This is a genomic window from Pseudomonas sp. S2_B07, from assembly GCF_054668435.1.
The window spans coordinates 1,141,722-1,164,862 of record NZ_CP162769.1; the positions used below are offsets into that span (position 1 = coordinate 1,141,722).

The window sequence follows — 23,141 nt, forward strand, 5'->3', positions numbered from 1 at the left end:
TCATTCTTGTTATTGATGACAGGGTCGGTAGTGGCCCTGTGAGTCAACTATCACCCCGGCGCACGCTCGCGTCCTGCCCGATCGTCGGCCAACCTTGTCCGATCGTCCGGAGGTTGGCCGCCTTCCGGCGACAGGCTCACAATCAATGCGATCCATACACCGGAAAACCTCCATGGACGCTCTGTCCCAAACCTTGCGGGTCGTACGCCTGGTCGGCGCGATTTTCATCAATGCCCGGTTCACCGCGCCCTGGTGCTACCAGTCGCCCAGCGCCGACACGGCGGCGCCATTTCTGGAGCCCGGTGCCGAACGCGTGGTGATTTTCCACCTGATCACCGAGGGCGAGTGTTACGTCGAACTCGGGGATGATCCGCCACTGCTGCTGGCAGCGGGCGATGTGGTGGTGTTCCCGCAAGGTGATGCCCATCGCATGAGTTCCAAACCTGGCCTGCCGCCCGCCAAAGGTGCGCGGCTGGACGTGGTGCTGGCACGGCGTCCACGGCAATTGAGTTATGGCGGAGGTGGCGCAGTCACGCGGTTGGTGTGCGGTTATCTGGCGTGCGATACGCGGCTGGCCGGCATGTTGCTGACCGGGCTACCGGCGGTGGTTCGGGTCAACGTGCGTGGCTCGCATGCCGGCATGTGGCTGGAGTCTTCCGTGCGTTATGCCCTGGCGGAAGCCCGCTCGCCGAGGCCCGGAGGCGAAGGCGTGCTGGCGAAACTGGCCGAGGTGTTGTTCATCGAAGTGCTGCGCCTGCACATGAACGAACAGGGCGAAGGACGGACCGGTTGGCTGGCCGGGGTCGGTGACCGGATTGTCGGTGCTGCGTTGAACGCACTGCACAACAAACCCTGCCACGCCTGGACGCTGGATGAGCTGGCGCGTACGGCCGGCGCCTCACGATCGGTGTTGGCCGAGCGCTTTCAGCAGTTGGTGGGGAGTTCGCCGATGCAGTACCTGACCCAATGGCGGATGCTGCTGGCGGCCAACCTGTTGCGCAGCAGTAACAGCTCATTGATGCGCATTGCCGAAGAGGTGGGTTACCAGACCGATACCGCGTTCAGCCGGGCCTTCCGTCGTGAGTTCGGCGCACCGCCGGCTGCGTGGCGGCGCAGTCAGGCGCAAAAACCAATGGCCCACGGCGCGGAGCCTGTGAGCCATTGATTTGATCGCTTACGCCGCCGGGGCTTTCGCCTCTTCCAGCAGTTGCTGGATCATCTTCTCCTGCGTCTCGTAGCTGCCTTCGCCGAAGTGGGTGTAACGCACCTGGCCCTTGGCGTCGATCAGGTAGTGAGCGGGCCAGTACTGGTTATCGAAGTTGCGCCAAATCGCGTAGTTGTTGTCGATGGCCACCGGGTAGGTGATGCCGAGCTTTTTCACCTGATCCTTGACGTTGTCGATGATGCGCTCGAAACCGTATTCGGGGGTGTGTACACCGATCACCACCAGACCGTCCTTCTCGTATTTCTTCGCCCAGTCCTTCACATACGGCAGCGTGTGCTGGCAGTTGATGCAGTCGAAGGTCCAGAAATCCACCAGCACCACTTTGCCTTTCAGCGATTCGTTGGTCAGGGCCGGCGAGTTGATCCATTCGACGGCGCCGTTCAGCGATGGCATGGCGCCTTGGGCGTTGTCCATCGACGAGTCCGCTTTGACCTTGCTGACGAAGTAGTCGACGACTTTCGGCACGGTTTCCAGCACGCCTTGTTCGAGGCTGCTGACGCCTTCGGACGAGGTGCCGGCGAGCAGGGTTTTGTCAGCGCCGGTGGAAATCACGGCCGCAGCCGCCAGCACCGCAACACCTGCCCCCTTGCGCAGCCAACCGGTGACCGGGATTGACGCTTTCAAGCGATTGACCAGGCCGCGACCGGCGAAGATCAAAGTCCCCAGGGACAGCGCGCTGCCCAGGCCGTAGGCCAGCAGCAACAGACTGGTCTGCGCATTGGCACCTTGCAGCATGGCGCCGGTGAGGATCACGCCGAGGATCGGCCCGGCGCACGGTGCCCACAGCAGCCCGGTGGCCACACCGATCATCACCGAACTCAACGGGCCGGACATTTTGCGGGTGTCGGGGTCCAGGCGATTGCCCAGGGCCACGAACGGACGGGCCATCCAGTCACCGATCCGGGCGGAAATCAGCGACAGGGCAAACAGCACCATCACGAACAGGGCGACATGGCGACCGGTGTTGTTAGCTTGCACCACCCACTCACTGCTGACCACGGCCAGGCTGGAGATCAGGGCGAACGTCAGGACCATGCCGCCGAGGGTCAGCAGGATGGAGGAACGGCTACGTTTGACCCCGGCGAACAGGAACGGAACAACCGGCAGGATACAGGGACTGAGCACGGTCAATACGCCGCCCAGGAAAGCGATGAGAAACATAGGATCACCTTGAAATAATGAAGGGCGACACAACACACAATCCCTGTAGGCGTGAGCCTGTTCGCGATAGCGGTGTATCAGTCGGCATCATTGTTGTCTGACACACCGCTATCGCGAGCAGGCTCACTCCCACAAGGGGGCGGTGGGGTTTTCAGGCCGTCTGGTTATCCAGTTGCTGACCCTGCGGAGTCCGGCTGCCGCCGTTCTCGGCAACCATCTGCCCCTGCGGCGTACGGCTAAAACCATCCTCGGCCAGAAAGGCGTTGGAATCCTTGTGCGCCACCGGCGTCAGCTGGAAGCAGGTGGCGCTGCCACAACTGTTCTGTTCAACAGCGGCATTGGCATGGGCGGCGGCGCCGGCGATGGAGAAGGCAATGGCGGTCAGGTAGCGGCTTACGTTGTTCATGGTGTTCTTCCTGTTTCAAAGGGGATGGGCACTGGGTGAGTGCAGCAATCAGTTGTCCGAGTTGCAGTTGTCAGCCACTTTGCGGTAGTCCAGAACCTGGGTTTTGTTCTGCGAATCCAGGTAAGTCAGTTGCGCATCCACCACGCCGCAGACTGGGGTCGCATCCTGTTTCAGCGACACGACCTTCTTGATGTCGAGATGGGTGCCGTAGGTGTAGGTTTTGGCTGTAACGTCTGCTTCGGCACGGGCCGACAAGGTGCAGATGTTCAGGGCAGCAAACAGGCAAGCGGCGTAAATGGCTTTGGTGTTCATGGCGGTTTCCTCAAGGCTTCAATGGGTAGGTCGTTCAATTGAGCCGAGGCGGTGTGGTTTGCCTCGTTGGAACCTATTAGAAGCCCGCGAGGTATCTGGTCTGTGTCGAGAACAGACGCGGATAAATCGGTACGTATCAAAGCCGCCCCCTGATACACAGCGATACAAAACCCCTGAAAAACCGTGTTTTTGCGTCTGCGTGTATCCGCCGCCAAGCCAGATACACTGCAATACAAAGGGTGGCGGGCAAGCGGGCCAAGGCTCGATAGACTGCGCGACATCCCCCATTTACAGAGGCAAGGCCCCCATGGAACACGTCGATCACATTCTCATCGTCGACGATGACCGCGAGATCCGGGAACTGGTAGGCAACTACCTGAAGAAGAACGGCCTGCGCACCACAGTCGTCGCCGACGGCCGTCAAATGCGTGCCTTCCTTGAAACCACGCCGGTGGACCTGATCGTGCTCGACATCATGATGCCCGGCGACGACGGCCTGATGCTCTGCCGCGAATTGCGCGCCGGTAAACACAAGGCCACGCCCGTGTTGATGCTCACCGCGCGCAACGACGAAACCGACCGCATCATCGGCCTGGAAATGGGCGCCGATGATTACCTGGTCAAACCGTTTGCCGCCCGCGAGCTGCTCGCCCGCATCAACGCCGTGCTGCGCCGCACACGCATGTTGCCGCCGAACCTGGTGGTGACCGAAAGCGGCCGGCTGCTGGCCTTCGGTCGCTGGCGCCTGGACACTTCAGCCCGGCACCTGCTGGACGAGGACGGCACCATGGTGGCGCTGAGCGGTGCCGAATACCGACTGCTGCGGGTCTTCCTCGATCACCCGCAACGGGTGCTCAATCGCGATCAATTGTTGAACCTGACCCAGGGCCGCGACGCTGACCTGTTCGACCGTTCCATCGACTTGCTGGTCAGCCGCTTGCGCCAGCGCTTGCTGGACGACGCCCGCGAACCGGCCTACATCAAAACCGTGCGCAGCGAGGGCTATGTGTTTTCGCTGGCAGTGGAAGTCATCGGTGCGCCCTCATGAACCTGGCAATTCGCTGGCCCCGTACCCTCGCCTCGCGGCTGTCGCTGATCTTCCTGATCGGCTTGATCCTCGCCCAGGCGCTGTCCTTCGGCGCGCAGTATTACGAGCGTTACGAAACCGCGAAAAACACCATGCTCGGTAATCTCGAGACCGACGTCTCGACCTCCATCGCCATCCTCGACCGTTTGCCGGCCACCGAGCGGGCGAGCTGGCTGCAGCAACTGGAACGGCGCAACTACCGCTATTTGCTGGATGAAGGTTCGCCGGGCACGGCCATGCGCGACACGCCGATTGCCGTGACCTCGATCAAGGACGCCATCGGCAAGGACTACCCGATGACCGTGACCGATATTCCCGGCCCGATCAAACATTTCCAGGTCCACCTGAAACTGGCCGATGGCAGCCCGGTGACCATCGACGTACGACCGGCGATGGTGCCGCTGTCGCCGTGGCTGCCGTTTGTGTTGCTCGGTCAATTGGCGCTGCTGATCGCCTGCACCTGGCTGGCCGTGCGCATCGCCATCCGTCCGCTGACCCGCCTGGCCCAAGCCGTGGAAACCCTCGACCCCAATACCCACGCCGTGCACCTGGACGAACAAGGCCCGACCGAAGTCGCCCACGCGGCCAAGGCGTTCAATGCCATGCAGGCACGCATCGCCGCGTACCTCAAGGAACGTATGCAACTGCTGGCGGCGATTTCCCACGACCTGCAAACCCCGATCACCCGCATGAAACTGCGCGCCGAATTCATGGACGACTCGGTCGAAAAAGACAAACTGTGGAACGACCTCGGCGAGATGGAACACCTGGTGCGCGAAGGCGTGGCCTACGCGCGCAGCATTCACGGCTCGACCGAAGAAAGTCGGCGCACCGACATGGACTCATTCCTCGACAGCCTGGTGTTCGACTATCAGGACATGGGCAAAGACGTGCAACTGGGCGGCAAAAGTGAAGCCGTCATCGACACTCGCCCCCATGCATTGCGCCGGGTGTTGGTGAACCTCACCGACAATGCCCTGAAGTTCGCGGGTGCGGCCGAACTCAAGGTCGAAAGCAAAAACGGCAGCCTGTCGGTGAAAGTCATGGACCGCGGGCCGGGCATTGCCGAGGAAGAGCTGGCACAGGTGATGGAACCGTTTTACCGGGTGGAAAATTCACGCAACCGCAGCACCGGCGGCACCGGGCTTGGGTTGGCGATTGCCCAGCAACTGGCGTTGGCCATCGGTGGATCGCTGGTATTGAGTAATCGTGAGGGTGGGGGATTGTGTGCGGAGCTGAAGTTGCCGATTCGACCTGTCAGTCAGTAAACAGGCGCAGGGACACAGGAAAGCCTCTATATTGTGGGGCGCTGCCGGGCGATTTGCCCCTGCGGCGCATCATCATGAATAGGGATATCGGTAAATGGATGACAACAGAAGGCCCATCAAGACACGTTCGGCGGGCTGGGCAAAACGCATCACCGACCGGTTGGTGAAACGCGACATTTCCCCCAATCAGATCTCCGTCGCCAGCATTGCATTTGCGCTCGCCGGGGCAGCGGCTCTGAATATCGATAACGGCCTCATCGGCTCGATCCTCTGCGCCATCGGCATTCAGTTGCGCCTGCTGTGCAACCTGTTCGACGGCATGGTGGCCATCGAGGGCGGCAAGAAGTCCGACATCGGAAGCCTCTACAACGAATTCCCCGACCGCATTGCCGACAGCCTGCTGATCATCGGGCTCGGTTATGCCATCGGGCACGGCGACCTCGGATGGTTTGCCGCATTGGCCGCGGCGCTCACGGCGTATGTTCGCGTGTTTGGCGGTTCGCTGGGCCTCAAGCAGACCTTCATCGGCCCCATGGCCAAGCAGCATCGAATGGCCGTGATGACTGCCGGGCTGCTGCTGAATGCGTTCGAAGCCACGATGTATGGCACGCACTACGCACTGTTGATCGCGCTGGTGATCATCGCCGCCGGATCCGCCGCGACCTGTGTCACGCGAACCCTGGCCATCTCGCGTCAGCTCAAGGGGAATCTCCATGTGGATCAGTAATGCGCTGATTTCAGTGCTGCGTTTCCTGATCGGTGTCACCGCCCGCTGGGAAAGCCCGCCGGACCTGACCCGCCAGCGCATCTATTTTGCCAATCACACCAGCCACATGGACACGCTGGCCATTATCGCCGCCCTGCCCCCCGAAGCCCGGGTCAATGTGAAACCGGTGGCCGCCGCCGACTACTGGGGCAAAAACCGCTTTCTGCGCTACATCTCGCAGAAAGGCCTGAATGCCGTGCTGATCGACCGCAACCCGACACCGGGGACCAATGTGCTGGAGCCGATTTTCGATGTGGTGCGCGCCGGCCATTCGATCATCATCTTTCCGGAAGGCACGCGCTCCAGCCAGGCCTTGCCCGGGGAATTCAAATCCGGTCTGTACCGATTGGCCGAGGCGTTCCCGGAAGTTGATCTGGTGCCCATCTACCTGGAAAACCTGCACCGCTCCATGCCCAAGGGCAAACACGTGCCGCTGCCGATCATCTGCACTATCCGCATCGGCGACCCGATGCCACGGTTCGTCGATGAGGAAAAACAGGTGTTTCTGCAACGGGCGCGTGACGCCATCGTGAGGTTGTCGGCATGACGCTCGAACAAAAGTTTCTGTGGTTCTTTGGCGCCATCGCCTGCCTGCTGGCGGTGGCTTCGATTATTGGTCGCGTGCTGGCTAAACGGGCGAAAACCGAGGGCTCGATCTCGACCATCGAAAACCTCAATCAGCGCGTGAATGCCTGGTGGGGGATGGTGATCATCTTCTTCGTCTCCTACCTGCTGGGCGGGAATGCGACGGTCATTCTATTCGGCTTCATTTCGCTGTTCGCCCTCAGGGAATTCATCACCCTGACGCCCACCCGCCCCGGCGACCATAACGCGCTGTTCTCGGCGTTTTTCATCCTGATCCCGCTGCAGTACGTGTTGATCGGCACGCACTGGTATTCGCTGTTCACCCTGTTGATTCCGGTGTACGCCTTCCTGCTGCTGCCGGCGATTGCGGTGCTGAGCCAGGACACCGACAGCTTTCTGGAGCGCGCGGCCAAGATTCAATGGGGGGTGATGATTTGCATCTACTGCATCAGCCACGCCCCGGCCCTGTTGCTGCTGGACCTGCAAGGGTTCACCGGGCAGAACGCGTTGTTGCTCTTCTATCTGGTCTTTGTCGTTCAGTTGAGTGACGTGTTGCAGTACGTGTTCGGCAAGCTCTTTGGCAAACACAAAGTCGCGCCGTTGGTGAGCCCGTCGAAAACCGTTGAAGGTTTGGTGGGTGGCGGCTTGTCGGCCACGCTGATCGGCGGGTGCATGTTCTGGATGACGCCGTTCAATTTCTGGCAGTCGTTGCTGATGTCGCTGGTGATTGTGGTGATGGGGTTTCTCGGTGGGTTGGTCATGTCAGCGATCAAACGCAGCCTGAGCGCCAAGGATTGGGGAACCATGATCAAAGGGCATGGCGGCATGCTCGACCGGATGGATTCAATCTGCTTCGCGGCACCGATCTTCTTTCACCTGACGCGGTACTTTTTCTCCGTGTAAGCCGCACCGCCAATGATCGTTCCCACGCTCCGCGGGGAACGATCATGCCACCCCCAAAACTCCTTCTCCGTGCATCTGGCGCAACAACGCCGCGCCACTTTCCATGAATTCCGCCGACCCGCGCGCACCCGCCTCGACCGCCAGCTCTTCCAGCTGCGCCTGTCCATTCAGGTCGGGAAACGCCTCGATCCGCTGCAACAGCCGCCACGCCAACGGGCTCAGTTCGGAAAACTTCACACTCCAGTCTTCCGCCCGGCGCACCAGTAACAACGTCGGCTGAGCAGGTGCTGCCTGGGGTTGAAAATCCGGTCCGACCCACTGCACCGGCCAGCCATACGCCAGCGGCCATGCCAGTGGCGAAACCTGCAACGGCCGCTGCAGGATCAACGCCGCATCGCTCGGCGCCAACGGCTCGGCATCGGATTGTTGCAACGCCATCTCGACCCATTCGTAATGCGCCAGTTCCACCATGAACGGCGGCCACGTGCCCTCGCTCAGCGCCTGCGGACCAGCCGCGAGAAAGCCGATAAATTCCTGGGCGATCTCGCCGAACTTCGGCGTCTGTGCACGGTGGTCCCGCAGGAAAATCCGCACCAGCGTGCGCCACTGCTCATCACCGATTATCTTGATCAGCACCGGGAACGTCCCGCTGAGCAACGTCGACAGGTTGGCGAAAATCAAGTCGCGATATACCTGCGCCCGCGCGGCATTCATTTCGCCGGGCGGCGCGCAGTGCTCGGGATCGCGCAGGTAGCGGCCCAGGGTGGTTTGCTGTTCCAACAGGCTGGGCTTATCCACGGTTCACCCCCTCGGTTTGCAAGCGGCGAATGGTCTGCAATTCGGCCACCAGTTCAGAAAACGCCGGGAAGTTGAAATCCCGCTCCAGCAGCGTCGGTTGCGCGCCGAACCGGGCATACGCTTGCGCCAGCAACGACCAGACCACCGGTTTCACCGAGGCGCCGTGGGTGTCGATTTTCAAGGTGTCGGATTCGTCGAAATGCCCGGCCACGTGCATGCCCACCACCCGGCCTGAATTGACATTGGCCAAAAAGGTCAGCGGATCGAAACCGTGGTTGATCGAATTGACATACACGTTGTTGACGTCGAGCAGCAGGTCGCAATCGGCCTCGCGCAACACCGCGTTGGTGAAGGTCACCTCATCCATGTCCTGCTGCGGCGCGGCGTAATAGGAAACGTTTTCCACCGCCAGGCGTCGGCCGAGAATGTCCTGGGCCTGACGGATGCGCGCCGCCACGTGGTGCACCGCTTCTTCGGTAAAGGGCAGCGGCAGCAGGTCGTAGAGATGGCCGTCATCGCTGCAATAGCTCAAATGCTCGCTGTATAGCGGCACCTGGTGCTGGTCGAGGAACACCCGGACTTCCTGCAAAAAACCGACATCCAGCGGCGCCGGCCCGCCGAGGGACAACGACAAACCATGACAGGACAAAGGGAATCGTTCGGCCAGGGTGCGCAGTGCATGGCCATGGGCACCGCCGATGCCGATCCAGTTTTCCGGGGCGACTTCCAGAAAGTCGAAATCACCGGTACGGGCGGCCAGAAGGTCTTTCAATAAACCGCGACGCAGGCCGAGCCCGACGCTGGCCTGGGTGGGTGTGGAAGAGGTCTGCATGGTGTCGATCTCAATGATTGCCATAACGGAATCACAGTTAATCGAAGCGCTGTATCGGGGCTGTGTTCGGTTGCGGCAGAAAATCTGGGTGGATGTATCAGCAGCGGGTCTGTACACACTTTGGTACAGACCCGTGAGTGGGCGTTATGCCAGGTCGTATTTCTCGCGCACCAGGTGACCGATGCCGATCCGGTCCAGCACGGTCATCGGGCACAGGAAGGTCACGCGGACGGTGCCGGGCAAGCGGCTGATGTCAATGGAGCCGGTAATGGTCGCGCGGTTAAGCACTTCGTCATACGCAAGGCCGGTGACCGACGCCGCGCGTTTCAGGCCGTTTTCCACGGCGACGTTGAGGTTTTCACCGCTGCCGATAAAGGTGATTGGGCCGCTCTGCTCGATCTCGTGCTGACCCCAGCGCTCGCCCAGTTCGCGGACTTTCTGCCGTTGTTCGGCCGTCATCGGCCGAGCCATGGGCGGCAGGTCATCCACGTTTTGCAGGAGGATCGGGCCTTCCAGCGTCAGGTGCTTGATCACTTCCACCTGCACTTCGGTTTCCCCGGAGCAATCGGTGGCGTGCCCGGCGATTTCGCCGTTGCCCTGCTGGGCATGCATGTCGCCCATGTACACCCCGGCGCCGGGTACTTTCACCGGACAGATCAGCACACAGCCTTCGCGAATCGAGTTGGTGTCCATGTGGCCGTCGGTTTTCGCCGCGTGCAGTTCTTCGCGGGTCATGCCGAAACGGTGCGGCGCGTTGATCAGGTACTGGCCGAAATCGGCGCAGTTGTGCGAGTCGGGCAAGTCACGGGACGGCGTAGTGCCAATGTTGCCGAGAAACGGACGCATGTGCGCGGCGACGCCAGGAATGTCAGCGCGGGCCAGCGACAGGATCGAATGCTGGGCGGCGAACTCCGGCAGGGCCGACATCTGCGAGGCATTGCCGGCCAGTCGGTTGGCGACGTCCTGATTGACGGTGAGGCTGACCTGGTTTTGCCCATCGAACACGATCACGTAACCATGGCTGAAACGAAACGCGCTGACTTCGGCGCCGCAGTTGTTGCAACGAATCGAGTCTTCGCCGATGCCTTCAACGTGGCTGGCTGGGTGGTCGGTGCCGCACTTGGAGCAGAATTTGGAGACGAACGGGTCGCCGTTGTAGCGCCCCTCGACAAAACTCATGACCCCGGACGACGTCGCCAGCGAGGTCACGCGTATGCTTTTGATCTTGATCGCCACCGCATCGCCGACTTCGGCGCCGGCGATGGCCACCGGTTGCGTGACTTCGTGGCCGCCTTCGAACGCCGGCGTGATCATCGGCCCCCAGCAGCCCGGCGGCGTGCCGGTGATCAGCGTGCCACCGTCGGCCAGCGGCCCGAGCATGGGCTGGCTCGGGCCGATGATGCCTTGGGTGTAATGGTCGACGCGCAGGCGATTGACGGGGTTGGTTTCAGACACAAGCTTAGTCATCAGGGGGATCCCTTCACGGAGTGAGAATGCCTCGGCAGAACCGGAGTTCGGGCGCTGGATGGCTTGTACAGTTCATCGCAGGTTTGTATCCGGGCTGTGTTCGGCAATGGCCGGCAGTCGCAGAAACTGTATCGGGTGCGGGTTTAGATACAGTGCGATACACACCGCCATTCCCCTGTGGGAACACAAATCCCCTTGTGGGAGCGGGGCTTTCGTCGCTCCTGGTCGCAGCGCGCGGGCCACGAACTAAACTTAATGCACCCAGGACGTGCATGGGCGTCCTGTTCATTCCCACGACCACCGCCCAGAGACGAATGCCTCGATAAATACGGCCTCTGGACCGTGATCCTGCCAAAGGAGCACACGTGATGGACGAGGCCAGACTCAATGATTTCATGGGCAAACTGGTAAATGACATGGGCGGCGCGGCGATGCTTGCCAATGTCATCCTCGGCGAAGAACTCGGCCTGTACCGGGCCATGGCCGACAGTCAGCCAATCAGCCCCGAAACACTCGCCGAGAAAACCGGCTGCAACTCCCGCCTGGTGCGCGAATGGCTCAGCGCCCACGCCGCCTCCGGCTACATGGAGCACCGTGAAGGCCAGTTCCGCCTGCCCGAAGAACAAGCCCTGGCCCTGGCCATCGAAGACTCACCGGTTTACATAGCCGGTGGTATCGGCGTGGTGGCGTCGTTTTTCCACGACAAGGACAAACTGGTCAAAGCCATGCGCGGCGACGGTGCCCTGCCTTGGGGCGATCACCATCCGTGCATGTTCAGCGGCACTGAGCGGTTTTTCCGGCCTGGTTACAAAGCGCACCTGATCACCGAGTGGTTGCCGGCCCTTGAGGGCGTGGTGGCCAAGCTTGAGGCTGGCGCGAAAGTCGCGGACATCGGCTGCGGGCATGGCGCCTCAACGGTGATCATGGCCCAGGCGTTCCCGGACTCGCGGTTCGTCGGTTTCGACTACCACGCCCCTTCCGTCACCGTCGCCACCCAACGTGCCGAAGAAGGCGGCGTGGCCGGGCGGGCCCGGTTCTTTCAGGGCACCGCCAAGAGCTATCCTGGCGGCGACTATGACCTGATTTGCTACTTCGACTGCCTGCACGACATGGGCGACCCGGTGGGCGCGGCCAAACATGCCTATGAGTCGCTGAAACCGGACGGCACAGTGCTGCTGGTTGAGCCGTTCGCCAATGATTCGCTCGACGACAACATTAACCCGGTGGGCCGGCTGTTCTATGCCGCCTCGACATTCATTTGCACGCCGAACTCGCTGTCCCAGGAAGTCGGTCTCGGGCTCGGCGCCCAGGCTGGCGAAGCGCGGTTACGCAAGGTGTTCACCGAGGCGGGATTCAAGTCGTTCCGGCGCGCCACCGAAACACCGTTCAACCTGATTCTGGAAGCGCGTAAATAAACCTCAATCTTCACCCGGACAGCCGCGCTGTCCGGGTGATCGGTCTGCTACGCTGCACACTCTCAAGACCCTCTGCGGAGTGTTGAACATGCTCGACAGCCTCCTGCGCGAACAACTCGAGCGGCTTCGGCAACTCATGGCTGAACAGCCGTTCGTGGTGCTGACCGGTGCCGGCATCAGTACCCCGTCAGGCATTCCGGACTACCGCGATCACCAGGGCGTGCGTCGCGGCCGGCAACCGATGATGTATCAGGAATTTCTCTCCGCCCCGCAATCGCGTCGACGTTATTGGGCACGGGCCATGCTCGGCTGGCCGCGTGTGCGTCTGGCGCAGCCGAATGTCGCGCACGAGGCGTTGGCCAATTTGCAAAGCAAGCAACAGATCAGCGGCCTGATCACCCAGAACGTCGACACCCTGCACGATCAGGCCGGCAGTCACGATGTGATCGAACTGCACGGCAGCCTGCACCGGGTGCTGTGCCTGGATTGCGGACTACACAGCGAGCGGGACGTCATTCAGCGATTGATGGAAGCGCACAATCCTTATCTGGCCGGGGTCGATGCGGTACAGGCGCCGGATGGCGACACCTTGCTGGATGCGGCATTCGAAGCGCGGTTTCAAGTGCCACAGTGCCCGCATTGCAAAGGCGAGCGGATGAAACCGGACGTGGTGTTTTTTGGCGAAAACGTCGCGCAGGCAACGGCGGCCAAGGCGATGGCCGCGGTGGAAAAGGCGGCGGGGTTGCTGGTGGTCGGGTCTTCGTTGATGGCGTACTCCGCGTTTCGGCTGTGCCGGGCGGTGGCGGATCAAGGGAAGCCGTTGATTGCCATGAATCTGGGGAAGACACGGGCGGATGACCTGCTGGATATGAAGATTGAAGGCTCGTGTGAACAGCTTTTACCCCTGCTGGCCCAAAAACTGACGTAACACTGACCCTGTAGGAATGAGCCTGCTCGCGATGAAGCCAGTACCTTCACCATTGATGTCGACTGATCCACCGCCATCGCGAGCACGCTCACTCCTACATTAGATTTGTGTTGGCTATCAAGCCGATGATCAGTGCGTGGAGATGGGTTGGCCGAGTTCTTCCTTGAGGATATCGAACAGCGCCTGCGCCGCCGCCGACAGTTCACCGCCAGGCTGGGTCAAGACGCCGATGGCCCGCTCCACCACCGGATCGCGCAGGGGGATGCACCGCGCACCGAGCTCTTGCATCTGCCCCGCGCACAGCGCCGGCACCGCGCTCACCCCCAACCCGCTGGCCACCATTCTGCCGACCGTCGCCAACTGATGACTTTCAAATTCCACCGGCAACTTCATTCCCCGCGCCTGTAGGTGTTCCTCCAGCATCACCCGCACCGTCGACGGTCGCTGCAAGGTGATGAACGGCTCCTTGAGCAGCATTTGCCAATCGATATCATCATGCTCGGTCAGCGGCGAATCCTTCGGCACGATGGCCACAAAGCGGTCCATGTACAGCGGCATGAACGCCAATGACGAACTTTGCGTCGGCTCAAACGCCACGCCCAGCTCAACCTGGCGGTCGCGGACCATTTCCAGCACCTGCTCGTTGATCACGTCATTCACCGTGACGTTGACCTTGGGGTAACGCGCACGGAAGGTCTTGAGGATCGGCGGCAGCAGGTTGCCGGCAAACGACGGCATCGCGGCCAGGGTCACGCGGCCGCGCTGGAGGGTAAAGCGCTGGCGCAGTTCGTCCTCGGCATTGTCCCAATCGGCGATCAACCGGCGAGCCAGTGGCACCAGCGATTCACCCTCGGCGGTCAGCGCCACGTTGCGTGTGTTGCGGGTGAACAAGCGCCCACCCAGGCCCTCCTCCAGCGCCTTGATCGTCAGGCTCAATGCCGATTGCGACAGATGGAGGCGTTCGCAGGCCACGGCAAAACTCAGGCTCTGGGCCACCGCCAGGAAGGCGCGGATCTGCTTGACTGTCATGGTCGCTTCGCTCCAGCGGTAAGTTATAAGCTTCAAGCGGCAAGATTGAAGCGCCGATTGGTGAGTTTTATCTATCAATCCACCTTAAAAATCAACTTAACAAATGAATACAACAGCGAGACACTCCCCTTCATTCGGCTAGCCAGCCGCCCACAAAGAATAAAAGAGGTGCATATGGCAGGTTTCGACAAGCGCGTGAGTTCCTACGAGGAAGCTCTGGCAGGTCTGGAAGACGGCATGACCGTGATCGCCGGCGGCTTCGGCCTGTGCGGGATCCCGGAAAACCTGATCAACGAGATCAAACGCAAAGGCACCCGCGACCTCACCGTGGTGTCCAACAATTGCGGCGTCGACGGTTTCGGCCTCGGTGTGCTGCTGACCGACCGCCAGATCAGCAAAGTGGTGGCCTCCTACGTCGGCGAAAACAAGCTGTTCGAAGAGCAACTGCTCAAGGGTGAAATCGAAGTCGTCCTGACCCCCAAGGCACCCTCGCTGAAAAAATGCGCGCAGGCGGCGCCGGCATCCCGGCGTTCTTCACCGCCACTGGCGTTGGCACCCCGGTTGCCGACGGCAAGGAAGTCCGCGAATTCCATGGCCGCAAGTACCTGATGGAAGAGTCCATCACCGGTGACTTCGCCATCGTCAAAGGCTGGAAAGCCGACCATTTCGGTAACGTGATCTACCGTCACACCGCCCAGAACTTCAACCCGCTGGCCGCCACCGCCGGCAAGATCACCGTGGTCGAAGTCGAAGAAATCGTCGAACCCGGCGAGCTGGACCCGGCGCAGATCCACACCCCTGGCATCTACGTCGACCGGATCATCTGCGGCACGTTCGAGAAGCGCATCGAACAGCGCACCATCCGTAAGTGATCCCCTGCCCCCGGACCGAATGAAGGAATAACAACAATGGCACTTTCCCGCGAACAAATGGCTCAACGCGTCGCCCGCGAAATGCAGGACGGCTTTTACGTCAACCTGGGTATCGGCATCCCGACCCTGGTCGCCAACTACATCCCTGAAGGCATGGAAGTCATGCTGCAGTCGGAAAACGGCCTGCTGGGCATGGGTCCTTTCCCTACTGAAGAAACCATTGATGCCGACATGATCAACGCCGGCAAACAAACCGTGACCGCACGTACCGGCGCGTCGATCTTTTCCTCGGCCGAGTCCTTCGCGATGATCCGCGGTGGTCATGTCGACCTGACCGTGCTGGGCGCCTTTGAAGTCGACGTGCAAGGCAACATCGCCTCATGGATGATTCCCGGCAAACTGGTCAAGGGCATGGGCGGCGCCATGGACCTGGTGGCTGGCGCAGACAACATCATCGTCATCATGACCCACGCGTCCAAGGACGGTGAATCCAAGCTGCTGGACCACTGCAGCCTGCCGCTGACCGGCGCCGGCTGCATCAAGCGCGTATTGACCGACCTGGCTTATCTGGAAATCGAAAACGGCGCGTTCATTCTCAAGGAACGTGCACCGGGCGTCAGCGTCGAGGAAATCGTCGCCAAAACCGCTGGTAAACTGATTGTTCCCGATCACGTTCCAGAAATGCAGTTCGCTGACCAGTGAGGAATTCCCCCATGCAAGACGTCGTCATTGTCGCCGCCACCCGCACTGCCATTGGCAGCTTCCAGGGCTCTCTGGCCGGCGTTTCCGCGGTTGATCTCGGCGCGGCGGTGATCCGTCAGCTGCTGGCGCAAACCGGCCTGAACCCGGCTGAAGTCGATGAAGTGATCATGGGTCAAGTCCTGACCGCCGGCGCCGGGCAGAACCCTGCGCGCCAGTCCGCGATCAAGGCCGGCCTGCCGTTCACCGTGCCGGCCATGACCCTGAACAAGGTCTGCGGTTCCGGCCTCAAAGCATTGCACCTGGCCACCCAGGCGATTCGCTGCGGCGATGCCGACGTGATCATTGCCGGCGGCCAGGAAAACATGAGCCTGTCCAACTACGTGATGCCGGGTGCTCGCACCGGTCTGCGCATGGGTCATGCGCAAATCGTCGACACCATGATCAGCGACGGTCTGTGGGATGCGTTCAACGATTACCACATGGGTATCACCGCCGAGAACCTCGCCGAGAAATACAGCCTGACCCGCGAGCAACAGGACGCCTTCGCGGCTAGCTCCCAGCAAAAAGCCACGGCGGCCATCGAAGCCGGGCGTTTTGTCGATGAGATCACGCCAATCCTGATTCCTCAGCGCAAGGGCGATCCGCTGTCCTTCGCCACCGATGAACAACCGCGTGCCGGCACCACCGCTGAAGCGCTGGGCAAGCTGAAACCGGCGTTCAAAAAGGACGGCTCGGTGACGGCAGGCAACGCATCGTCGCTGAACGACGGCGCCGCTGCCGTGATCCTGATGAGCGCCGATAAAGCCAAGGCCCTCGGCCTGCCCGTGCTGGCGACAATCGCTGCTTATGCCAACGCCGGCGTAGACCCGGCGATCATGGGCATCGGCCCGGTGTCGGCCACCCGTCGTTGCCTGAGCAAGGCCGGTTGGTCCATCGATCAACTCGACCTGATCGAAGCCAACGAAGCGTTCGCTGCGCAATCGCTGGCGGTGGCCAAGGACCTGGAATGGGACTTGAACAAGGTCAACGTCAACGGCGGCGCCATCGCACTGGGCCACCCAATCGGCGCATCGGGCTGCCGCGTGCTGGTGACCTTGCTGCATGAAATGATCAAGCGCGACGCCAAGAAAGGCCTCGCCACCCTGTGCATCGGCGGTGGTCAGGGCGTGGCATTGGCGATCGAACGAGCGTAAAGCGTTCTTCAGACTGCGCGGGGACCCACGAAGATCCGCTGCAGCCTGGCAACACCCCCGGCGCGATTCACGTCGCGCCGGGTCCTTGCGCTATACCCGAATCCCTTGTAGCCGCTGGCGAAGCCTGCGGCTACAAGTTGTGTGAGCAGGCCGGGACCGCGTCATCATTCTTCGCGAGCAGGTCCGCTCCCACAGGGGGTTTGTGCTCACCGAAGATCTACTGTGGGAGCGAGCCGGCTCGCGATGAGGCCCGGACAGTCACCCCAGAAACTGCAAGATCAACCAGCTGTTCGCCCCACTGATCACCACAAACAACCCCCACGCCAAACCCCGAGTCGGCCAGCGATTGACGAACGCCCCCATCAACTGGCGATCGTTGGTCATGCGAATCAATGGGTACAACGCAAACGGCAACTGCAAACTCAATACCACCTGACTCAACACCAGCAACTTGCCAACCGCACTGTCGCCCATCAGCCACACCCCAATGAACGCCGGAATCAGCGCCAGCCCACGGGTGATCAAGCGCCGTTGCCAGCACGGAATCCGCAGGTTCAGGAAACCCTCCATGATCACCTGCCCGGCGATGGTCCCGGTAAAGGTCGAACTCTGCCCCGACGCCAGCAACGCTACGCCGAACAACACGCTGGCCAACGCCCCGCCCACCAGCGGATCCAGCAAGTGATAGGCGTCCTGGATGTCCACCACATCGGTATGCCCGGTCTTGTGGAACGCGGCCGCCGCGAGAATCAGGATCGCTGCATTGACCAGCAGTGCCAACGCCAGCGAACCGATGGTGTCGATGCGCGCCAGGTTCACCGCGTCCTGCTTGCTGGCCAGGTCCTTGCCGATCAGTCGGGTCTGCACGATCGAGGTGTGCAGGTACAGGTTATGCGGCATCACCGTGGCCCCGAGAATGCCGATGGCCAGGTACAGCGGCGCGGCATCGCCAATCGCCGAGAGTGACGGCGTGAAGCCGCGCGCCACGTCTGGCCAGTAAGGTTTGATCAGCAGCAATTCGACGAAGAAACACGCGCCGATGGTGCTCACCAGCACCAGCATGATTGCTTCCAGACGACGGAAACCGCGGTTTTGCAGGGCCAGCACCAGCAGCGTGTCGAACGCCGTCAGGGCGATGCCAAACGTCAGCGAGCACCCGAGTAATAGATGAAACGCCAACGCACAGCCAAGCACTTCGGCAAGGTCGGTGGCGATGATCGAGATTTCCGCCAGCACCCACTGCGTGCGTGCCGTGCGCGTGCTGTAGCGCTCGCGGGACAATTGCGCCAGATCGCGCCCGGTAGCGATGCCCAGGCGCGAACACAAACACTGCACCACCATCCCCGCCAGACTCGCCAGCAGCACCACAAACAACAGGCTGTAGCCAAAGCGCGAGCCGGCCTCGATGGCGGTCGCCCAATTACCCGGGTCCATGTAGCCGATGGACACCAGCAAACCCGGCCCGGCAAAGCTCAGCACCCGCTTGAAGAACGATGCGCGCGGATCAACGGGAACAGTGCCGGCCACTTCCGGCGGGCAGAACGGCGCGGTGGCGACTTTGGGTAGACTGAATTTCACACACACATCCAGAAACAGGTGAGAGGGTGCAGCTTAGACGCTTCGCCCGGCACACCCAAGGGCCCGCAGTTGATGAACATTCCCACGCAAAGCGTGGGAATGTTCAAGGGCTGGCGACTTTGTATACAAAAACAGGCAATCGATGGAGCAATTCAGTGCGCGCGATGCTAACGTTGCCGTCTCTCTCAGGAAGGAGATGCGTGCGTGCTGATGCTCAAACTGCTGGTGATTCCAGGATTTCTGTTGCTGATCTCCCTGGCCGGTAAACGCTGGGGGCCAAGCGTGGCCGGTTGGTTGTCCGGGTTGCCGGTGGTGGTCGGGCCGATTCTGTTCTTCCTCGCCATCGAGCAAGGTGAAGTGTTTGCCGCCCAATCGGCGACGGCCGCGTTATCGGCGATGTTCGCGATGATTGCCTTCTGCGTGACCTATGCCCAAGTTGCCCAGCGCGCCAATTGGTCGTTGGCGCTGCTGGTGTCGCTGTCCGTCTGGGCCTTGGCGGCCGTCATCCTGTCGCTGATCCCGCCGTCCCTGGTGTTCTCAGTCATCGCCGCGGCGACTGCGCTGCTCGCTGCGCCTTACCTGTTCCCCAAGGTAAAGCCGCTGGTGTCCGGCCCGGCGCCGAAGTCCGATAAATTGCTGCTGCGCATGATGGCCGGCGCCCTGCTCACCCTCGCGGTTACGTTGCTGGCGAGCACCGTCGGCGAACGCTGGAGCGGCTTGCTCGCGGTGTTCCCGGTGTTGGGCAGCGTGATGGCAGTGTTTTCCCAGCAAACCCGGGGCCCGGCGTTTACCGCCGCACTCCTTCGAGCAACGGCGACCGGCATGTATTCGTTCGCGGCGTTTTGTCTGGTGTTGGCGTTGGCATTGCCGCACATGGGGCTGAGCGCGTTTGCCCTCGGCGTCGCGGTTTCAGTGGCGATGCTCGGGGTCACCCGGCAATTGCTGGCACGCCCGGTCAAGCCGACGACCGCGCCTGGACGATCCGCGATCAACCGCTAAGCTCCTTCACAGCTGCGGGCCAGGATGTCGCCCGCTCACCGTGCTGAAGGACCAGACATGAATCACGCCACGTTACCCGTGCGCACTGCCCGCTCAGCCACTGCCGTGGGCGTTGTCGCCATATTCCTCTGGTCCTGCCTCGCGCTGCTGACCACCCTCACCCAAGGCATTCCCCCGTTTCAGCTGATGGCGCTCAGTTTCGGTGTGGCCTTCGCGGCGAGCGTGGGCATTCTGGGGCGACGTGGCATCGCCGGTTTCAGCAGCTGGCGACAACCCTGGGCCGTCTGGGCGACCGGGTTCAGCGGAATCTTCGTCTATCACGCGCTGTATTTTTTCGCGCTCAAAGCCGCCCCAGCCGCCGAGGCCAGTCTGATCAACTACCTCTGGCCCTTGTTGCTGGTGTTGTTGTCAGCGTTATCGGCCGGGGAAAAGCTGCACAAGCGACAGATGCTCGGCGCGCTGCTAGGGCTCGCCGGCACGGCGTTCATCATGCAGCAACACGCACCAGCGGCGGGTGCGGCGATGCCGGTGGCCGGCTATCTCGCGGCGTTTGGGTGTGCGCTGATCTGGGCCGTTTATTCAGTCTTCAATCGACGCTTCAGCGACGTGCCCAGCAACACCATCGGCGGTGTCTGCGGCCTGGTGGCCATCGGCGGGCTGATCTGCCATCTGCTGTTTGAAACCACGGTCTGGCCGGATGCCGGTCAATGGGCCGCGATCCTCTGCCTGGGCCTGGGACCGGTGGGCCTGGCGTTTTTGGCCTGGGACCACGCCACCAAGCACGGCAGTCTGGCGACATTGGGGGCGCTTTCCTACCTGGCGCCGCTGATTTCCACGCTGCTGTTGATCACCGTGGGCGATAGCCAGGCCAGTCCGATCCTGATCGTGCCCGCGCTGTTGATCATTGGTGGCGCGGTGATTGCCACCACGCGATCCTCCGAGACGGCTATCGCAACACGTTCGATAACATCGAACGAGTAAAGCAACAACCTCGTACGTCAATCGAACGGGTTTCCCTCAACATCAGCCTCAGTTCACAACCCACCCGACTGAGGCCTGCACCATGAAATTCTTTTTCCACCCTTCGCCTAACCCGATGAAAGTTGCCCTGCTGCTTGAAGAACTGCAAACGCCTTACGAATTGATCGGCGTCGACACCTTCAAGGGCGAGCAGCACCTGCCAGCCTTTTTGGCGATCAACCCGAACGCCAAGGTTCCAGCACTCGTTGATGGTGACGCCACAGTGTTTGACTCCCAGGCCATCCTGTTGCACCTGGCGCAAAAACATCAGCGTTTCCTGCCGACCACCGCTGCCGGCAATGCCGAACTGCTGTCGTGGCTGATGTTCATCGCCACCGGCCTGTCACCGTTCTCGGGTCAAGCCGTGCACTTCCTGCACCACGCGCCGGAAGACCTCGCTTATGCGAAAAACCGTTACCTGAAAGAAGTGGAACGTCACTACCGCGTACTCGACCAGCGCCTGGCCGATCATCAATACCTCGCCGGCGACACCTACAGCATCGCCGACATGGCGCTCTGGGGCTGGGCCAACTACGCGCCGTACATCCTCGGCGAAAACGGACTGGCGGCGTACCCGAACGTCAAGCGCCTGTTCGATGAAATCAGCGCCCGCCCAGCCGCTCAACGTGCCCACGGCTTGAAAGAGCAATTGGTGCTCAAGGCCGAGTTCGACGAAGAAACCCGTCGCAACCTGTTCCCGCAAAACCAGGCCTGAGTCTCCAGATCCGGTCCCGACTCCAGCATTTGAAGGTGATGAAATGAGTGATCAAGTCGCGTTTATCGTTTACCTGCCAGCCAAACCCGAACGTTTCGCCGAAACCAGGGAACGGCTGCTGGAGGTGGTGCACCAGATGTCTGCCGAGCCGGATTTCGTCAACACCTGGGTCCACCAATTGCAAGACGACCCGAACACCCTGGTGCTGTACGAAACCTGGAATTGCAGCAAGGAAGACTTCATCGCCCGTCACCTGAGCAAACCCTATCGCCAGGTGTACGAAGCGCTGCTGCCGGAGTTGCTGGCCGAGGATCGGCGGATCGAGTTTCTTGATGTGATCAGCAGCTATCCGTCGCAACGCGGGGTGTAAACCACCGCCACGCTGGAATGCTTCACAACGTCCATGGGATGATCGCCCTCAAAGCGCGATCATCCCTGGAGTTTTTTGCATGTCACTGTTGAGTAAAAAAGCCGTTGTCCTGTTGCTGACGGCGGTTGCCAGTCTGGGCGCGTTGAATGCACAGGCCGCCAAGGCCACGGCCACCACGCCATCGTCCACGCAGAAAGTCTCGATGCTGGGCGGCAAGTTCACCTTCTCCCTGCCCAAGGGCTTTACCGCCAACACGCTGCCGGCCAGCCCGTCCGGCGCCAGCGGCACCATGTACACCAACGAAACCACCAAGACCGTGGTGATCGCCGCGGAAAACAACCTGCCGGCAGACGTCACCGTCAAAGACAACGACGGCGCGTTTCTCGACGGTACGGCCGCCGATTTCGAAGCCGCACAACGCAAGGCCCTGCCGGATTTCAACAAACTCAGCGAAAAAAGCCTGACACAGAAAGCGTCAGGCCTGGGGTTGCGTCAGGTGGACAGCACCGCCACGCAAGGGGGCGGCATGACCCTCAACACCACGCTGATGGCGGCGTCGGGTAACCGCATGGCAGTGGTTCAGGTGATTTCCCGTCCGGGTGACATGGCCGCGCATGAAACGCTGATCAAACAGATCGTCACCGGCAAGTAAGCTTCAAGGGTTGAGGCGCTGCAGCCAGGCGTTCAAATCCACAATCTCGGCCTCGCTGATGTTATGGCCGAGTCCTTCGTAGCCATGAAACTCAGGCTTGAGGGACAGGCTTTTCAGCAGGGTGTCGGCGTCTGTTCCGTCCTTGTACGGCAGGCGGTTGTCCTCTTTGCCATGACCGATGAAGATCGCCAGTTTCTGGAGGTTTTCATCCGGTTTGAGCGCTGATTTCAGGACTGGCAGAACCCGTCCGCTCAACGCTGCAATCCCGCCGACTGCCTCGGGGTGACGCAACGCCACTTCGTAGGACATGATCGCGCCTTGGCTGAACCCCACCAGGAACACCTTGTCGGGTTCGGTGTGATATTTTTTCGCTGCTTGAGCGATGAAATCCAGCAGCACCTGACCGCTGGACTTCAAGTCGCCAGTTTTGCCGTTATAGGCGCCCTCGCCCTTCTTGGTAAACCACTGGTAGCTGCCCTCTTCCAGGGTCATCGGCGCCCGCACCGACAGGTAGGTATAAGTCGCGGGCAGATCATCCTTGATGCCGAACAAGTCCTGCTCGTTGCTGCCGTAACCGTGGAGGAAAATCACCAGTGGCTGGTGTTGCGACTCGGGGTTGGCTTGTTCCAGGTACTTGAGGGGCAGATCGGATTGCAGCGGGGTTTGAGCGTGGACCGAGGCGGATGCCAGCAGTGTCAGCATGGCGAGAAATTTCAACATTGGCCTTCCTTTACAGAAACAGGATTCGGGGGTGAGCCTAGCACTGTGAGCCCTGATATATCAGGTGTTGCTGATGACCCCATCGCGAGCAAGCTCTGCTCCCACAGGGGGCTTTGTTGAATCACAGATGTGTGTTCA

24 protein-coding genes and 1 pseudogene are annotated in these 23,141 nt (G+C 61.1%); 16 read left to right on the forward strand and 9 right to left on the reverse strand.

Annotated elements, in window-relative coordinates; genetic code table 11:
- Window positions 1-172: 172 nt before the first annotated feature.
- Window positions 173-1,165 (forward strand): AraC family transcriptional regulator, encoded by a 993-nt coding sequence (locus tag AB4N43_RS05245; RefSeq protein WP_027925245.1) that lies wholly within the window; start codon window positions 173-175, stop codon window positions 1,163-1,165.
- Between the two features lie 9 nt (window positions 1,166-1,174).
- On the opposite strand, the gene AB4N43_RS05250 is transcribed toward AB4N43_RS05245, so the two are convergent.
- The 3 genes from AB4N43_RS05250 to AB4N43_RS05260 form a co-directional block, all read right to left on the reverse strand.
- Window positions 1,175-2,386, reverse strand: a complete 1,212-nt coding sequence (locus AB4N43_RS05250; protein WP_059181082.1) for a cytochrome c biogenesis protein DipZ — start codon at window positions 2,384-2,386, stop codon at window positions 1,175-1,177.
- 151 nt (window positions 2,387-2,537) lie between these two features.
- A complete protein-coding gene (locus tag AB4N43_RS05255; protein ID WP_027925243.1) occupies window positions 2,538-2,792 on the reverse strand; it encodes a hypothetical protein in 255 nt (84 codons plus the stop codon).
- A 48-nt stretch (window positions 2,793-2,840) separates the two neighbouring features.
- Window positions 2,841-3,104, reverse strand: coding sequence for a DUF2790 domain-containing protein (locus tag AB4N43_RS05260; RefSeq protein ID WP_027925242.1), 264 nt, complete (start codon window positions 3,102-3,104; stop codon window positions 2,841-2,843).
- A gap of 307 nt (window positions 3,105-3,411) precedes the next feature.
- Between AB4N43_RS05260 and AB4N43_RS05265 the strand changes: the two genes are divergently transcribed.
- From AB4N43_RS05265 to AB4N43_RS05285, 5 genes are all read left to right on the forward strand, one after another.
- Window positions 3,412-4,152, forward strand: a complete 741-nt coding sequence (locus tag AB4N43_RS05265; protein WP_027925241.1) for a response regulator — start codon at window positions 3,412-3,414, stop codon at window positions 4,150-4,152.
- Window positions 4,149-5,459 (forward strand): ATP-binding protein, encoded by a 1,311-nt coding sequence (locus tag AB4N43_RS05270; protein WP_194939681.1) that lies wholly within the window; start codon window positions 4,149-4,151, stop codon window positions 5,457-5,459. Before AB4N43_RS05265 ends, AB4N43_RS05270 begins: the two co-directional genes overlap by 4 nt.
- A 94-nt stretch (window positions 5,460-5,553) precedes the next feature.
- Window positions 5,554-6,186, forward strand: a complete 633-nt coding sequence (locus AB4N43_RS05275) for a CDP-alcohol phosphatidyltransferase family protein (protein ID WP_410921931.1) — start codon at window positions 5,554-5,556, stop codon at window positions 6,184-6,186.
- Window positions 6,173-6,772, forward strand: coding sequence for a lysophospholipid acyltransferase family protein (locus AB4N43_RS05280; protein ID WP_027925238.1), 600 nt, complete (start codon window positions 6,173-6,175; stop codon window positions 6,770-6,772). The genes AB4N43_RS05275 and AB4N43_RS05280 overlap by 14 nt, the downstream gene beginning before the upstream one ends.
- Window positions 6,769-7,713, forward strand: coding sequence for a phosphatidate cytidylyltransferase (locus AB4N43_RS05285; protein WP_027925237.1), 945 nt, complete (start codon window positions 6,769-6,771; stop codon window positions 7,711-7,713). The genes AB4N43_RS05280 and AB4N43_RS05285 overlap by 4 nt, the downstream gene beginning before the upstream one ends.
- 42 nt (window positions 7,714-7,755) lie before the next feature.
- Here the strand turns inward: AB4N43_RS05285 and AB4N43_RS05290 are convergent, their stop codons facing one another.
- The 3 genes from AB4N43_RS05290 to AB4N43_RS05300 all read right to left on the reverse strand — a co-directional run bounded on the left by AB4N43_RS05290 (window position 7,756) and on the right by AB4N43_RS05300 (window position 10,810).
- Entirely contained in the window at window positions 7,756-8,511 is a 756-nt protein-coding gene (locus tag AB4N43_RS05290) for an HvfC family RiPP maturation protein (RefSeq protein ID WP_194939682.1), read from the reverse strand.
- A complete protein-coding gene (locus AB4N43_RS05295; protein ID WP_460154199.1) occupies window positions 8,504-9,343 on the reverse strand; it encodes an HvfB family MNIO-type RiPP peptide maturase in 840 nt (279 codons plus the stop codon). Before AB4N43_RS05295 ends, AB4N43_RS05290 begins: the two co-directional genes overlap by 8 nt.
- A gap of 144 nt (window positions 9,344-9,487) precedes the next feature.
- Window positions 9,488-10,810, reverse strand: coding sequence for an acetamidase/formamidase family protein (locus AB4N43_RS05300; RefSeq protein WP_460153417.1), 1,323 nt, complete (start codon window positions 10,808-10,810; stop codon window positions 9,488-9,490).
- 368 nt (window positions 10,811-11,178) lie between these two features.
- On the opposite strand from AB4N43_RS05300, the gene AB4N43_RS05305 reads away from it, so the two are divergent.
- Together AB4N43_RS05305 and AB4N43_RS05310 are read left to right on the forward strand one after the other, a co-directional pair.
- The gene (locus tag AB4N43_RS05305) at window positions 11,179-12,225 is read left to right on the forward strand and encodes a class I SAM-dependent methyltransferase (protein ID WP_027925233.1); all 1,047 of its coding nucleotides are present in this window, start codon (window positions 11,179-11,181) and stop codon (window positions 12,223-12,225) included.
- A gap of 88 nt (window positions 12,226-12,313) precedes the next feature.
- Entirely contained in the window at window positions 12,314-13,153 is an 840-nt protein-coding gene (locus AB4N43_RS05310; RefSeq protein WP_027925232.1) for an NAD-dependent protein deacetylase, read from the forward strand.
- 129 nt (window positions 13,154-13,282) lie between these two features.
- On the opposite strand, the gene AB4N43_RS05315 is transcribed toward AB4N43_RS05310, so the two are convergent.
- Window positions 13,283-14,182, reverse strand: coding sequence for a LysR family transcriptional regulator (locus AB4N43_RS05315; RefSeq protein ID WP_027925231.1), 900 nt, complete (start codon window positions 14,180-14,182; stop codon window positions 13,283-13,285).
- Window positions 14,183-14,356: 174 nt separating this feature from the next.
- Between AB4N43_RS05315 and AB4N43_RS05320 the strand changes: the two are divergent.
- The 3 genes and pseudogenes from AB4N43_RS05320 to AB4N43_RS05330 all read left to right on the forward strand — a co-directional run bounded on the left by AB4N43_RS05320 (window position 14,357) and on the right by AB4N43_RS05330 (window position 16,949).
- Window positions 14,357-15,054: pseudogene (locus AB4N43_RS05320) on the forward strand (CoA transferase subunit A).
- A gap of 36 nt (window positions 15,055-15,090) precedes the next feature.
- Complete coding sequence (locus AB4N43_RS05325) at window positions 15,091-15,756, forward strand: CoA transferase subunit B (RefSeq protein ID WP_027925229.1); 666 nt, start codon at window positions 15,091-15,093, stop codon at window positions 15,754-15,756.
- Between the two features lie 11 nt (window positions 15,757-15,767).
- A complete protein-coding gene (locus AB4N43_RS05330) occupies window positions 15,768-16,949 on the forward strand; it encodes an acetyl-CoA C-acetyltransferase (RefSeq protein ID WP_059181090.1) in 1,182 nt (393 codons plus the stop codon).
- A gap of 258 nt (window positions 16,950-17,207) precedes the next feature.
- Here AB4N43_RS05330 and AB4N43_RS05335 read toward each other — a convergent pair whose 3' ends face one another.
- Window positions 17,208-18,527, reverse strand: coding sequence for an Nramp family divalent metal transporter (locus tag AB4N43_RS05335; protein WP_027925227.1), 1,320 nt, complete (start codon window positions 18,525-18,527; stop codon window positions 17,208-17,210).
- Window positions 18,528-18,731: 204 nt separating this feature from the next.
- On the opposite strand from AB4N43_RS05335, the gene AB4N43_RS05340 reads away from it, so the two are divergent.
- The 5 genes from AB4N43_RS05340 (at window position 18,732) to AB4N43_RS05360 (ending at window position 22,283) form a co-directional block, all read left to right on the forward strand.
- Window positions 18,732-19,526, forward strand: a complete 795-nt coding sequence (locus AB4N43_RS05340) for a hypothetical protein (protein WP_460153421.1) — start codon at window positions 18,732-18,734, stop codon at window positions 19,524-19,526.
- Window positions 19,527-19,583: 57 nt separating this feature from the next.
- Window positions 19,584-20,507: an aromatic amino acid exporter YddG gene (gene yddG / locus AB4N43_RS05345; protein WP_059181093.1), complete on the forward strand. Its 924-nt coding sequence runs from the start codon at window positions 19,584-19,586 to the stop codon at window positions 20,505-20,507.
- Between the two features lie 82 nt (window positions 20,508-20,589).
- Window positions 20,590-21,261, forward strand: a complete 672-nt coding sequence (locus AB4N43_RS05350; protein ID WP_194939688.1) for a glutathione S-transferase family protein — start codon at window positions 20,590-20,592, stop codon at window positions 21,259-21,261.
- 43 nt (window positions 21,262-21,304) lie between these two features.
- Window positions 21,305-21,631: a putative quinol monooxygenase gene (locus AB4N43_RS05355; protein WP_059181094.1), complete on the forward strand. Its 327-nt coding sequence runs from the start codon at window positions 21,305-21,307 to the stop codon at window positions 21,629-21,631.
- 79 nt (window positions 21,632-21,710) lie between these two features.
- On the forward strand, window positions 21,711-22,283 hold the full coding sequence (locus tag AB4N43_RS05360) for a DcrB/PsbP domain-containing protein (protein ID WP_410921926.1): 573 nt from the start codon (window positions 21,711-21,713) through the stop codon (window positions 22,281-22,283).
- A gap of 3 nt (window positions 22,284-22,286) precedes the next feature.
- Here AB4N43_RS05360 and AB4N43_RS05365 read toward each other — a convergent pair whose 3' ends face one another.
- A complete protein-coding gene (locus AB4N43_RS05365) occupies window positions 22,287-23,003 on the reverse strand; it encodes an alpha/beta hydrolase (protein ID WP_027925221.1) in 717 nt (238 codons plus the stop codon).
- Between the last annotated feature and the right edge of the window lie 138 nt (window positions 23,004-23,141).